At 41.3% G+C, this 12,866-nt stretch carries 13 protein-coding genes and 2 riboswitches; of the genes, 10 read left to right on the forward strand and 3 right to left on the reverse strand.

What is annotated here, in order from left to right:
- Positions 1-596 precede the first annotated feature (596 nt).
- Both ACYH0L_RS03100 and ACYH0L_RS03105 read left to right on the forward strand, forming a co-directional pair.
- Positions 597-1,469, forward strand: coding sequence for an AraC family transcriptional regulator (locus ACYH0L_RS03100; RefSeq protein ID WP_099727405.1), 873 nt, complete (start codon positions 597-599; stop codon positions 1,467-1,469).
- A gap of 16 nt (positions 1,470-1,485) precedes the next feature.
- Positions 1,486-2,058 carry a GNAT family N-acetyltransferase gene (locus ACYH0L_RS03105; RefSeq protein ID WP_482354340.1) on the forward strand — a complete coding sequence of 191 codons (573 nt, stop codon included), beginning with the start codon at positions 1,486-1,488 and terminating at the stop codon, positions 2,056-2,058.
- 124 nt (positions 2,059-2,182) lie between these two features.
- On the opposite strand, the gene ACYH0L_RS03110 is transcribed toward ACYH0L_RS03105, so the two are convergent.
- The 3 genes from ACYH0L_RS03110 to ACYH0L_RS03120 form a co-directional block, all read right to left on the reverse strand.
- Complete coding sequence (locus tag ACYH0L_RS03110) at positions 2,183-3,067, reverse strand: hypothetical protein (RefSeq protein WP_482354341.1); 885 nt, start codon at positions 3,065-3,067, stop codon at positions 2,183-2,185.
- 26 nt (positions 3,068-3,093) lie between these two features.
- On the reverse strand, positions 3,094-3,654 hold the full coding sequence (locus tag ACYH0L_RS03115; RefSeq protein WP_482354342.1) for a GNAT family N-acetyltransferase: 561 nt from the start codon (positions 3,652-3,654) through the stop codon (positions 3,094-3,096).
- Positions 3,655-3,737: 83 nt separating this feature from the next.
- Entirely contained in the window at positions 3,738-4,922 is a 1,185-nt protein-coding gene (locus tag ACYH0L_RS03120; protein ID WP_482354343.1) for an MFS transporter, read from the reverse strand.
- A 101-nt stretch (positions 4,923-5,023) separates the two neighbouring features.
- Between ACYH0L_RS03120 and ACYH0L_RS03125 the strand changes: the two genes are divergently transcribed.
- From ACYH0L_RS03125 to purB, 8 genes are all read left to right on the forward strand, one after another.
- Positions 5,024-5,920 carry a LysR family transcriptional regulator gene (locus ACYH0L_RS03125; RefSeq protein WP_482354344.1) on the forward strand — a complete coding sequence of 299 codons (897 nt, stop codon included), beginning with the start codon at positions 5,024-5,026 and terminating at the stop codon, positions 5,918-5,920.
- A gap of 115 nt (positions 5,921-6,035) precedes the next feature.
- Positions 6,036-6,137: riboswitch (purine riboswitch) on the forward strand.
- Between the two features lie 144 nt (positions 6,138-6,281).
- The gene (locus ACYH0L_RS03130; RefSeq protein WP_482354345.1) at positions 6,282-7,607 is read left to right on the forward strand and encodes an NCS2 family permease; all 1,326 of its coding nucleotides are present in this window, start codon (positions 6,282-6,284) and stop codon (positions 7,605-7,607) included.
- A 218-nt stretch (positions 7,608-7,825) separates the two neighbouring features.
- Positions 7,826-8,620 (forward strand): hypothetical protein, encoded by a 795-nt coding sequence (locus tag ACYH0L_RS03135; protein WP_249705244.1) that lies wholly within the window; start codon positions 7,826-7,828, stop codon positions 8,618-8,620.
- A 204-nt stretch (positions 8,621-8,824) separates the two neighbouring features.
- Positions 8,825-9,379: a DUF2179 domain-containing protein gene (locus tag ACYH0L_RS03140; RefSeq protein WP_034320274.1), complete on the forward strand. Its 555-nt coding sequence runs from the start codon at positions 8,825-8,827 to the stop codon at positions 9,377-9,379.
- Positions 9,376-9,576: an NETI motif-containing protein gene (locus ACYH0L_RS03145; RefSeq protein ID WP_230031509.1), complete on the forward strand. Its 201-nt coding sequence runs from the start codon at positions 9,376-9,378 to the stop codon at positions 9,574-9,576. Before ACYH0L_RS03140 ends, ACYH0L_RS03145 begins: the two co-directional genes overlap by 4 nt.
- Positions 9,577-9,655: 79 nt before the next feature.
- Positions 9,656-9,757, forward strand: a riboswitch (purine riboswitch).
- Between the two features lie 169 nt (positions 9,758-9,926).
- The gene (gene purE / locus ACYH0L_RS03150; protein ID WP_230031543.1) at positions 9,927-10,415 is read left to right on the forward strand and encodes a 5-(carboxyamino)imidazole ribonucleotide mutase; all 489 of its coding nucleotides are present in this window, start codon (positions 9,927-9,929) and stop codon (positions 10,413-10,415) included.
- Positions 10,408-11,550: a 5-(carboxyamino)imidazole ribonucleotide synthase gene (gene purK / locus ACYH0L_RS03155; protein WP_230031510.1), complete on the forward strand. Its 1,143-nt coding sequence runs from the start codon at positions 10,408-10,410 to the stop codon at positions 11,548-11,550. The genes purE and purK overlap by 8 nt, the downstream gene beginning before the upstream one ends.
- A complete protein-coding gene (purB, locus tag ACYH0L_RS03160) occupies positions 11,547-12,842 on the forward strand; it encodes an adenylosuccinate lyase (RefSeq protein ID WP_099727396.1) in 1,296 nt (431 codons plus the stop codon). Before purK ends, purB begins: the two co-directional genes overlap by 4 nt.
- The last annotated feature ends 24 nt before the right edge of the window (positions 12,843-12,866 follow it).

The following is a 12,866-nucleotide window of genomic DNA, read 5'->3' on the forward strand; positions in this document are numbered from 1 at the left end:
CTTCACCTAAAAGGTTCCTGAGAGACCTCTTTCAAATGCTGCAAGATGATTCAAAGAGGCGTTACGAAGTTGTGAAAAAACTGTTCTCGAAAGAGATCAATGTTCAATCCTTTTAAGTGGTAAGGCTGATTTGTTAGATGACCTTTGAAGACGTCATCATGTCTTTTAGAGATTTCCCCCCACATTCTTTCACCCTCAAGCTCCTCTTGTTCAGTCTCGCCTAAAAAGATTAATTTGACCGTATCTCCGGTCTTTAATATATCGGTTATTTGTTTGCTGGGTCTGTAAAAAGTATAAGGAAATGCAGCGTTTTTTCGTGAACGTTGTCTAAACGCCATGACATGTGTAAACCGCCTTTCGGTTGTTTGGTCGTGCTATTCTACATGAAAATATCTGAAATGATTTGTCTACTTGTCTAACACGATTGATCATATCATGATTGTGAAAACACTGAAAATTTTCAACCAATATAACCATTAGCTTGGATTACCCTTTGTTTTGTGGATGATTTTTTATCAAATAAAACAATTTAGCACAAATGATCAAAAAAAAGAGGGAGTAAGTTATAAAATATAAAGGTATAGGGGGGAGAAACAATGGATTACTATGAGAGAATACAACATTCAATTGAGTTTATTGAGAAGAATCTGCAAAACGATATGAGTATAAATGATATATCCTCGAAATCCTGTTTTTCAACGTTTCATTTTCAGCGTCTTTTTCAAGCCATTACAGGTTTTTCTGTGCAAGAGTATATCAGGAATAGAAGGCTTACAGAAGCTGCTAGGTTACTGAAAGAAACAAAACAGAATGTCTTAGATATAGCGGTTACTTTCCAGTATGGTTCTCAAGAAGCGTTTACTCGTGCCTTTGTACATTTTTTTGGTATGACACCTGGTAGGTATCGAAAAGAGGAGATTGTGTTAAAGCAACAACACAAAATGAACTTTTTGGAGTACCAATATAAGCTAGAAGGTGAATTCAATATGAATAAACCCGTTATCACTCAATTAAACAAAGTTTATATGATTGGTTACGAGTATAGAACGAATCTGTATAACGAGAATTATTTCACTGAAATTCCATCGTTTTATATTGATTTTGGAAAAAAGGAGTATTATAAACGTATTCCTAAGAAAATAGCACCTCATATGGCTTACGGTGTATCTACTCATTTTCAAGATGATGGCCGTTTTTCGTTTGTTGTTGGAGAAGAAGTGGAGGAATCCAATATAGAATTAGAAGAAGGATTTGTACAATTGGTCATTCCTGAGGGGAAATATGCAGCATTTAAAGTGAGTGGAAGCAATGAATTGGTGCAAAACACCAGGAGGTATATCTATGGAAGCTGGCTGCCACATTCAAATTATGAAAGAGCGGATGGACCAGACTTTGAAATAACAGATGTCTTACATTCGACGTACCCAAATGATATGAAAATGAGAATCTATATTCCAATTGAGGGATAGCCAAGGGGGTCATGAGATGAGAATGGAAAGCATTTTTGAGACTTTTCCTGTATTAGCATCAAAGAATCTATTATTTAAAAAAATTGATGAGAGCCACTTACAAGAATTATATGCAATTTACGACAATGATAAGGTCTTCCGGTATTGTGGGATCATTCCTAAGCATCATCTCCAAACGGTAAAAAAGATGATCGGTCATTTTGAGCGAGATTATACTAAAAAAAGCAGAGTGAAGTGGGGAATCTTTCAAAAGGACAAGCCTCATACGCTAGTTGGCATTATTGAAACAATGGACATCAATCAAAAAGTGAATGCGGTGACGATTGGTTATTTCTTGGCGGAGAATCATTGGGGCAAGGGCATCGCAACAGAAGCTGTCTCTACACTAGTGAAATTTCTGTTTGAAGAGGTTGATATCAACAGAATTAAAGCGGAGGTCATGCCGGCAAACGAGATATCAAAAAAAGTTCTTTTGAAAAATGGTTTTATCAAAGAAGGACTGCTTAGACAAGCTGTTTTATGGTCTGGCAAAGGAGTTATTGATTTAGAAATATATAGCATGCTGAAAGAGGATTACATGAATGAATAAGCTCGATAACATGATGCTGATATGACGCTTAGGATATCAGCTTTTTGTTATGATCCCATTTTTGTGTATTTGGGAATCCCTTTTAGAAAATAAAAAAGCGAGGCCTGTGCTCGCTTATTATTGTTTATATCATTTCGTTGGAAAATCGAATTTGCCTATCTTTCAGTTCATCATAAAATGTGAAGTGTTGTAACTTCAATTCTTCACAGATTTTTTTGATGATCCATTTGCCTCGTTCTTCAATCCTAAGATTTACTTTATGTAGGTACTCACTTAATTCTTGTTCATTTTGAGGTTTTAGTTGATTGTAATTTCCGATCCCTGCAAAATGACCTTTCCAAAATTCACTCACTGTCCATTCTTCATCATTGTTCACGTAAGGTTGAAGGAAATATCGCTCGACGAACTTTTTCCAACAGCCTAATGGTTGAAAGAATTCAAATAGTGAATACATCGTAATGTCCCAATAATCTTGAGAAAACAAATAACGACCCGAATTCATCCAATGTGGTAATACAGTGAAATTCCCAATGCAGTGGGTGAAAGTAGCGAATTTTTTAAACTCCTCTATTCTGTCAGCAATCAAATCGAATTTATTAAAATCATGAGAAATTAATTTTGCATATTGCTTTGTAAGGGAGTTATCTATTAATATTCCGATCTTTTCAAATTCCTCAATGGAATACGATGATTTTAAGATACTATGGTTAAAAGTTGTGATAAATGAATTCATGGTTTCACCACGGATCACTTTATCTGTACTCCATAGTACATCATAAATTGAAGAAGGTTCTTTATCGCAATCAGCTTTACTACCGGTTTTTCTAGTTGAGTTACAAACTCCAATTTCTTTAAGTTTACCAATCTTATACTCTAACATGAGCTTAATTGGTGAGGTAGTTTTTATCGATTTTTTGGCATAACTTTGTTTAAAATCCCATTCCCAAGGCTTTATTTCAAATTCTTCGCACTTTTTAAACCAGTTTTCTATCCACGTGTTATTCGTCATTTGTTTCTCCTCTGTCAAATAGAAATTTATTCGTAATCTCTCTTCAAAATCGAATACATATACACATCATCGAATCCATTTTGACCAAGATCATACTCTCTTAATAAACCTTCTCTTACAAAATTAAAGCTCTCCAGTAATTGAACAGAGGACGTATTTGCTGGATCGATAATGGCTTCAATTCGATTCAGATTCATCTCCTGAAATCCATATCGTAACACCGCAGCAATCGCTTCCTTCATAATGCCTTTTCCCCAATGATTGTGATGTAATTCATAGCCAATTTCCGTACGGCGGTGCTGTTTTTCTAGATTGAGAAAGCCGCAGCTGCCAATGATGGCTGGGTTTTCTTTTAAAGAAATGCCCCACCGGATGCCTGTTTGTTCTTTGAAGATATTGTCATACCACTTGATTTCTCCTTTTGTGTCTTCAAGTGATTCATGAGCATTGATTCCCATATAGCGGCACACGGTTTCATTTGATAAGTAGATGTGCATATCCTCAGCATCTGCGATCGTTGCTTGTTTTAAGATTAGTCTTTCGGTATGTATCGTTGGAAATGATGGTGGAAAGGTGATTTTGTTCATTCGTTTAGCCTCCATGCGATGTGTTTTGTTCTGAACATTCCTTTAATAAGTTTCTTCCATCATACCAAAAATTGAAATGTGTTCTATTGGTTTTCCTGTGTCTTTCGTTGGAGGCGGTGGTGTAAATAGAACGAATAACAAATCAACATCAACGCAACAAGGCTCGCTATACCGCCAATCCAGCTCAAATATGTGATCTTTGTATATTGGATGATCACGCCGCCCATTGACGATCCAAGCATCATGCCGATATTCATAATCGCTGTATTAAAGCTCAGCACGGTTTCTGATGCTTGGGGTTTAAGAGAGATTAGGTAAAACTGCTTCGCTGGGGTTGTCGTCCATGTAGCAATGCCCCATATGGCAAGCGTGATTAAGACACCGATAGCGGAGAATTGCGTAAAGAATAATGTAAAGAGAGCGAACATCTGGATCATGATGCTGATCGAGATGGTTCGGTTTGGCCCCCATTGATCAACGGCGAAGCCGCCAAATCGTGAGCCAATAAAAGCAGCTATTCCTAAAATGAGTAAGGCGATACTTGTCATTTCAAGAGAAAAGCCGGCGGTCTGTCGTAGTAATGGGGAGATATAAGCGAATACCATCGTGTAGCCTAAGATCCAAAAGGCGGTTGTGGCTAAGCCGCTGATCACCCTGCGGTCTTGAAGGATGTGTAATTGCTGCTTCAATGGCAGATGTGAATGTCCCTCCATGCGTGGCAGTAATTGATAAAGCAGTAATAAAAGACAAGCAGTACCTAGTGCAATGATGAGAAAAATATAGTGCCAATCCACATGCCCCGATAGAAATGTGCCAATAGGGACACCAAGTACAAGTGACACTGTAAACCCAGTAATGACCGTTGCCATCGCACTTCCCTTTTTTTCTGGAGGGGCGATCTGTGCTGCATAATTTGTGGCGACCACAATATATAAGCCGCCACTCATGGCCATGATGATCCGAGATAGCAGGAGCAGCACAAAGTGATGGCTAAAAAAGGCGACCACATTGCCTAAAATAAACACAAAAATAGCCGATAACAGAACCTTTTTTCGGTTCAATTTTGACGTTGCCATGACTAAAAAGAGAGCGCCTACTGCATAAAAGAGAGAGTAAACGGTGATAAGCTGCCCGGCAGCAGGAATGGAGATGTGTAAATCAGCAGCAATTATATCTAGAATGCCTGACACGACGAATTCTGAAGTGCCTGTGACAAATGAACCGACAGCTAAAAGAATAATCAATAACTGGTGAGATGTGTTTTTCATTTTTGAACCCTTCCTTCATTTTGATACGTTGTATTCAGTTTAAATTCCGTGCTAACATAAGTAAAATTGATGTTTTTCATGAAGGAGATGAGTAAATACTCATGAGCTTTGTTCGTTTTGACATTATTGCGAAAGTGGTTGAGCTAGGAAGTTTTACAGCCACTGCTGAAGCATTAAATATGACGCAGTCCGCAGTGAGTCATGCTGTGGCAAGTTTAGAAGCGGAGTGGGGTGTTTCTTTATTCATTCGTGACAGAAAAAAAGGAATTATGCTGACGGACATTGGTCAAACGCTTCTCCCGCATATAAGAGAAGTGTTAAATAGAGTGGAGAAGATCCAGCAAGAAATTGCGTTAACGAAAAATATTGAAACGGGCTTGATTCGTATCGGGACATTTGCCAGTGCATCGGCTTGTTTATTACCGAAATTGCTTGTGAGCTATCAGAAAAAGCATCCGAAGATTGAATTCAAGTTTTATGAAGGGACGTATGAAGAAATAGTGGAGTGGCTGGATTCTGGCATCATTGATGTTGGATTTGTTGTGAAAGGCAATGCGGATGATGCCTTTGATTTGCTGCCACTCATCAAAGATGAGATGGTGGTCGCCTATCACTCCAATCATCGATTTCAACAGCAGCCCATTGTAAAAATAACAGATTTAGCGGATGAAGCGTTTATTATGCCGACCGGTATGTATCAATCGCATGTAGAGGATATTTTTTCAGAGGCTCAAATCAAGCCAGCTACTTTATTTGAGGTGCATGATTGTACGACCATTGCCCGTATGGTCGGGGAAGGACTCGGTGTCACGATAGGCCCCGAGCTATTTTTGAAAACGCAGCAGCATGTGCAGATTAGTCAGCTGAATGTGTCGCATCATCGTGAGGTGGCGCTCGCCTGTCCATCTCTCTCTCATGCTTCTCCTGCGGTGAAAGAGTTTTTCCATGTAGCCGATGCGGTTTTTGCAAAGGAGAGGAATTCAGAGAAGGGTGTATAAAGAACTAGATGCGATTTTCCAATTTCGTGTAATAAGACGAATGAAGCGGACATTTCTTTGAAAATTGTTCGCTTTTCGTATTGTGTTTTAAAAATGAAGTTGGTACAATAGACACAGAAATCAAATAGATAGAAGTCGTATAATCGCGGGGATATGGCCCGCAAGTTTCTACCAAGCTACCGTAAATGGCTTGACTACGTCAATTCACACTCGTTTGATATAAATCATGCATTGTTCTTGTTTGATGTCACGGTCTGAATTCACAATTGTAGTCAAGCGTCCCAAACTGTTGGGGCGTTTTTTATTTGACTTGTGAATGGGACAGACTAAAGCAAAAGGACATGAAGGGAGTCAGTTGGCTTTGAAACAGTTTTTTCAGTTTGATGAGTTAGGAACGAATTATCGCAGAGAGATCATCGGCGGTTTAACGACATTTTTGTCGATGGCTTACATCTTGTTTGTCAATCCGGTCACACTTGCTTTAGTGGCAGTACCGGATTTTCCAGATAAATTACGAATTGACCAGGGGGCTGTCTTTACAGCTACGGCATTAGCCTCTGCCGCAGGGTGTATCCTGATGGGATTGATCGCCAGGTATCCGATCGCGATTGCACCGGGTATGGGATTGAATGCCTTCTTCGCCTTCTCGGTTGTTCTTGGCATGGGCATCACATGGGAAGCAGCACTTTCTGGTGTGTTTGTTTCAGGATTGATCTTTGTTGCCCTTTCTTTAACAGGTTTCCGTGAAAAAATCATCAATGCCATTCCGGCTGAGCTGAAGCTGGCGGTTGGTGCGGGTATTGGTTTGTTCATTACGTTTGTCGGTCTGCAGGGCTCTGGCATTATCGCCAATAATGATAATACACTCGTTTCGATTGGAAACATTCATAGTGGTCCTGTTCTGTTGACGGTGTTTGGTATCGTAGTGACCGTTATTTTAATGGTTCTTCGAGTGAATGCAGGTGTCTTCATTGGGATGCTTGTGACCGCTATTGCAGGGATGCTTGTTGGTCTTGTACCAGTACCGACGCAAATTGTGGGAAGTATTCCAAGTTTGTCTCCAACCTTTGGGCAAGCCTTGATTCATTTGCCAGACATTTTCTCGGTTCAAATGCTTGTCGTGATTTTAACGTTCTTATTCGTTGGGTTCTTTGATACAGCGGGTACGCTTGTGGCTGTTGCAACCCAAGCTGGTTTAATGAAAAATAATGAGCTGCCGCGTGCAGGAAGAGCACTTCTGGCGGATTCTTCTTCTATTGTTGTAGGTTCTGTCCTTGGAACATCGACGACAACGTCTTATGTTGAATCCAGCTCAGGTGTTGCTGCTGGTGCTCGTTCTGGATTTGCAGCTGTCGTAACAGGTATTTTCTTCTTGCTTGCGATGTTCTTCTCGCCGCTATTATCCATCGTTACATCAAATGTGACAGCACCTGCTTTGATCATTGTCGGTGCACTGATGGTCGCTCCGCTTGCGAAGATTGCCTGGGATCGTTTTGAAATTGCAGTACCAGCCTTCTTAACGATGATTATGATGCCACTCACATACAGTATTGCAACAGGGATTGCGGTTGGCTTTATTTTCTACCCGATTACCATGATCTTTAAAGGGAAAGCCAAAGAAGTACATCCGATTATGTACGGGTTGTTTGTCATTTTTATTCTTTACTTTGCGTTCTTAAATCATTAATTGTTCGCCTAAAACAGCAGCTTATGGAAGCTGCTGTTTTTTTGTTTTGTCTTATTTTCTTGCCATTTTAAAACCTCTGCTGTCTTTTATCCGTCTAGTCATATGAAAGTCAAGGCGTCTTGACTGAACAGAGAGACTCCGCTACTTTAAGAGGAGTTATCCGAACAGGTCATTCGTATGAGCCTGTAAGGATTGTGCTGGATAGGAGTTGATATGAGATGTTAGAGAAAGATCAAGAGCAAAGTACATCAGAATTAAAAAATGAAGAGCCATCAATAGATCAAGAAACAAGACAATCCCGCCTTAGCAGAAGCGCGGCAAAACGTGGAAGAACTTCAAAGGCAGCAGCGGATGATGAGCGTTCTTTCATTCAGCGTATGCTGCAAGGCGTAGGCGGCGCGTTTAAGCGCTATGGCTCATATGGACTGGCGATGTTGAAATCACCGAGTCGAGCAATCAATCAAGCGGAAACGCTGCGCATGAAGTACGCCTGGATTTCAATTGTGTTATTCAGCGTGTTTTTTGCTTTAGGTAACTATGTTCAATTAAAGGCGTCAAAGACCCGTTTATTAGGCTTTGGTATTCATTATTCTTTTGGCGACGCCTTTTTGAGGGTAGCTGTCTTTACACTCATCCTGTTGACATTGATGATGCTCACGGTTTGGGTGCTTGGGAAGTACATGCTGAAAGGAAATATATCGCTGAAAGAAGTGATCATGAAATTTGGGGCAGCGCTTGTGCCAGTGCTTCTTTTATCCATCCTTTGGCTTGTATTTGCCATGCTGAATATTCCATATGTGACCGTCATGTTATCTGTAATGATGTTTTTTGGTCTCCAGTTAATAGCTGTAGTGCTCTTTCGTTCCATTCAATCGGAGCATGAAGCCGTACGTGGAGATTTGATGTATGCTGGCTGGGCATTTTTATTGGTTGAGCTGATCATCATTGCACTGCTGTGGAGCATTGTTGGGGAGTATTTGATTCCATCACTTGTTCCTGTCCGGTTTGGATAAAATATTTGTGAAAACCTCCTTTTTTCGAAAAGGAGGTTTTCATGTTGAGAAGAGGAAAAAACGGGTAAACTCTTGGTAACAAAGGCCACCCTTGTTGTCGAAAGATATATGTGTTTTTATCGCGCAAATTTGATTGTATCAAGGTTTGTTCTCTAGTAGAATATGGGGTGCTTTATTTGATTTTTAGTGCAGGGGGTTCAAATCGTGCTTCAACAACTTTTATCCAATGCGTTCACCATGGTTTTGATCATTTTAGTCATTAATATTGTCTATGTCTCTTTCTCCACCATGCGATTGATTTTAACAATGAAAGGCAGACGGTACGCAGCAGCTTTTGCTGGTACGGTTGAGATGCTCATTTATGTGATTGGGTTAAGCATTGTGCTAGATAACTTAGACCAAGTACAAAATGTTCTTGCGTATGCACTAGGTTATGGGATTGGGATCATTGTCGGGATGAAAATTGAAGAGAAGCTGGCACTTGGCTACATTACTGTGAACGTGATTACAAAAGAATTGGATCTTGATCTCCCAAGACAACTGAGGGAAAAAGGATATGGTGTCACCACCTGGGCAGCAGGCGGTCTTGAAGGAGACCGGTCAGCAATGCAAATTTTAACACCGAGAAAATATGAACTGCAATTATATGAAACGATTAAAACGCTTGATTCAAAGGCGTTTATCATCTCATATGAGCCCAAATCGATTCACGGCGGCTTCTGGGTGAAGGCTGTGAAGAAAAGGAGAATTAAAGAATGACCGCAAAACCAAAGAAGAAGAAATTCTACGTGGAAGACAACATGACAATCGACCAAGTGTTGGCCCAAATGGCAGAGGAAGGCTATTCGCCTGTCCGTCGAATGGAGGAGCCGATCTTTCAGGAAAAGAAGGAAAATGGGTCGATTCAGATCATTCCGATTGGGAAAAAAATCGTATTTGAAGGAAAAATAGTCTAAACACGAACATTAAAACGACGACTTCATAGATTGTTCGATAAATCCGTTGACATCATGAACATCCGTTGTTAAGATAAACATGAAATCAAAACACGAGCCTCATATAATCTTGGGAATATGGCCCATAAGTTTCTACCCAGTTACCGTAAATGACTGGACTATGCAGGATAGTGAACAAAACTGACATGGCGTTTCAAAAGCGAACAGCGCTTACCATGGCCCGGTTTGTGTTGCTTCCTAACAATGCAATGCAAATCGGGCCTTTTTGTTCGGCGTTTGACAAGCTGCTTAGGTTTGGGGAGCGTGTCAAACGATACAAAATCGAATATCAGCTTAAAGGTGGGGACAAAATGAAGCCGCTTGTAGGTGTCATCATGGGAAGTACATCTGATTGGGAAACAATGAAAAATGCGTGCGATATCTTAGAGGAATTAGACATTCCGTATGAAAAACAGGTTGTATCCGCACATCGGACACCTGATTTGATGTTTGAATATGCGACTGAAGCAAGAGGTAAAGGACTAAAGGTCATTATTGCCGGTGCTGGAGGCGCAGCACATTTACCGGGGATGGTCGCAGCGAAAACGACACTGCCGGTCATTGGTGTGCCCGTACAATCAAAAGCACTAAATGGGCTGGATTCGTTATTATCCATCGTTCAAATGCCAGGCGGTGTGCCAGTTGCCACAGTGGCTATTGGCAAAGCCGGTGCAACAAATGCAGGCCTGCTAGCCGCACAAATGATCTCAGCATTTGATGAAACGATTGCATCTCGTCTTGAAGAAAGAAGAGAACAAACAAAACAGACTGTACTAGAAAGCAGTGATCAGCTTGGCTAAGCAGACCATTTTTCCGAACGCAACCATCGGTATTATCGGCGGAGGACAGCTTGGCAGATACATGGCCGTCAGCGCAAAGCAAATGGGGTACCGGGCAGCTGCCTTAGACCCTGTCACTCAATCTCCTTGTGGACAGGTTGCTGATACTGAAATCACAGCCGCATATAGTGACCTTGAAGCGATTCGACAGCTAGCGGAAATCAGCGATGTGGTGACATATGAGTTTGAAAATATTGATTATGATGCACTTAATCAGCTGAAGGAAGAGGCGTATTTACCGCAAGGAAGCGAACTTCTTCTGTTAACTCAAAACCGTGAAACTGAGAAAAAAGGAATTGTAGACGCAGGCTGTGAAGTAGCGCCTTATCGCATTGTTCATGATGAAAAGGAGCTAGAAAACGCAGCGGATGTGCTTGGATTGCCTGCCGTACTGAAAACATGCAGGGGCGGTTACGATGGAAAAGGACAGTACGTGATCAAAGAGAAAGAGCAGCTTCATGAAGCTGCTGCACTCCTCACTCACGGAACTTGTATTTTAGAAAGCTGGGTCCCATTTCAAATGGAGCTCTCAGTCATCGTCGCGCGGTCTGTTCATGGAGAAATTGCGGTATTCCCAGTCGCTGAGAACATTCATAAGCACAATATTTTATTCCAAAGCATTGTGCCTGCAAGGGTAGATGACCGCATTGAGGAAAAGGCGAAAGAGCTGGCAACGACACTGGCTGAAAAGCTAGGGTTAGTCGGTACACTTGCTGTAGAACTGTTCCTGACAAACGAAGGAAAGCTGCTCGTCAATGAACTGGCACCTCGCCCGCATAATTCTGGTCACTATACACTCGATTTATGTGAGACGAGTCAGTTTGAACAGCACGTTCGCGCGATATGTGGTTTGCCGCTTGGCGGTACAGCCCTTTTATCAGAGGGCATGATGGTGAACTTATTAGGCGATGAAGTGGACATTCCAAAAGAGCATCCTGAGCTTTTAAAGGAATCAAAGCTTTATCTATATGGTAAGCATGAAGTGAAAGCCGGCCGCAAAATGGGGCATATAACGTTTATGAAAAAGCTCGATGATGAATGGATGACAAACATCACAAAGATATGGACTGAAAGAGATGGAGGAAACGGGAAATGATCGAACGTTACGCACGACCAGAAATGTCAGCAATCTGGACAGAGGAAAACAAATTTAATGCATGGCTTGAAGTAGAAATTCTTGCTTGTGAAGCTTGGGCAGAACTTGGCATCATTCCGAAAGAAGACGTCGTGACAATGCGCAAGAATGCAAGCTTTGATATTGGACGTATTTTAGAGATTGAACAAGACACGCGCCACGACGTGGTTGCCTTTACGCGTGCTGTATCTGAATCTCTAGGAGAAGAAAGAAAGTGGGTTCATTACGGGTTAACCTCTACAGACGTAGTGGATACGGCGCTTTCATATCTATTAAAACAGGCGAACGATATCTTGCTCAAGGATATTGAGAGATTTGTTGACATACTAAAAGAAAAAGCAAAAGAGCACAAATATACCGTCATGATGGGCCGTACACATGGTGTGCACGCTGAACCGACAACATTTGGTCTAAAGCTTGCTCTTTGGTACGAAGAAATGAAGCGTAACTTAGAACGTTTTAAACAAGCAAAAGCTGGCATCGAATTCGGCAAAATCTCTGGTGCTGTTGGCACATATGCGAACATCGACCCGTTTGTTGAGCAATATGTATGTGAGAAACTTGGCATCAAAGCTGCACCAATTTCTACCCAAACCTTGCAGCGTGATCGTCATGCAGATTACATGGCAACTCTTGCTTTAGTCGCTACAAGCATTGAGAAATTTGCTGTTGAAATTCGTGGTCTCCAAAAGAGTGAAACACGCGAAGTAGAAGAGTTCTTCGCAAAGGGACAAAAAGGATCATCGGCTATGCCGCATAAACGGAACCCAATCGGCTCTGAAAACATGACGGGGATTGCCCGCGTCATCCGTGGTTATATGCTGACAGCTTATGAAAATGTACCGCTTTGGCATGAGCGTGATATTTCTCATTCATCTGCTGAGCGCATCATTTTACCAGATGCAACGATTGCACTGAACTATATGCTGAATCGTTTCTCAAACATCGTGAAAAACTTGACGGTCTTCCCTGAGAACATGAAACGTAACATGGACCGCACACTTGGCTTGATTTACTCACAGCGCGTTCTTCTTGCGTTAATCGATACAGGCATGGCACGTGAAGAAGCGTATGACACCGTTCAGCCAAAGGCAATGGAAGCTTGGGAAAAGCAAGTGCATTTCCGTTCATTAGTAGAAGCGGAAGAAAAAATCACATCACGCTTAACACCTGAACAAATTGCGGATTGCTTCGATTACAACTATCACTTGAAAAATGTCGATATGATTTTCGAACGTCTAGGTCTTGCATAAGAAATGGGCCGCCTGCTCGGCAGG

The sequence above is a fragment of the Bacillus sp. MC1252 genome, from assembly GCF_056838025.1.

Excerpts from the sequence above, each read along its gene's own strand:
- ACYH0L_RS03100 (WP_099727405.1), top strand. The coding sequence starts at position 597 with ATGGATTACTATGAGAGAATACAACATTCAATTGAGTTTATTGAGAAG.
- ACYH0L_RS03135 (WP_249705244.1), top strand. The coding sequence starts at position 7,826 with ATGTTAGAGAAAGATCAAGAGCAAAGTACATCAGAATTAAAAAATGAA.
- ACYH0L_RS03125 (WP_482354344.1), top strand. The coding sequence starts at position 5,024 with ATGAGCTTTGTTCGTTTTGACATTATTGCGAAAGTGGTTGAGCTAGGA.
- purE (WP_230031543.1), top strand. The coding sequence starts at position 9,927 with ATGAAGCCGCTTGTAGGTGTCATCATGGGAAGTACATCTGATTGGGAA.
- ACYH0L_RS03145 (WP_230031509.1), top strand. The coding sequence starts at position 9,376 with ATGACCGCAAAACCAAAGAAGAAGAAATTCTACGTGGAAGACAACATG.
- ACYH0L_RS03110 (WP_482354341.1), bottom strand. The coding sequence starts at position 3,067 with ATGACGAATAACACGTGGATAGAAAACTGGTTTAAAAAGTGCGAAGAA.
- ACYH0L_RS03105 (WP_482354340.1), top strand. The coding sequence starts at position 1,486 with ATGAGAATGGAAAGCATTTTTGAGACTTTTCCTGTATTAGCATCAAAG.
- ACYH0L_RS03120 (WP_482354343.1), bottom strand. The coding sequence starts at position 4,922 with ATGAAAAACACATCTCACCAGTTATTGATTATTCTTTTAGCTGTCGGT.
- purB (WP_099727396.1), top strand. The coding sequence starts at position 11,547 with ATGATCGAACGTTACGCACGACCAGAAATGTCAGCAATCTGGACAGAG.
- ACYH0L_RS03115 (WP_482354342.1), bottom strand. The coding sequence starts at position 3,654 with ATGAACAAAATCACCTTTCCACCATCATTTCCAACGATACATACCGAA.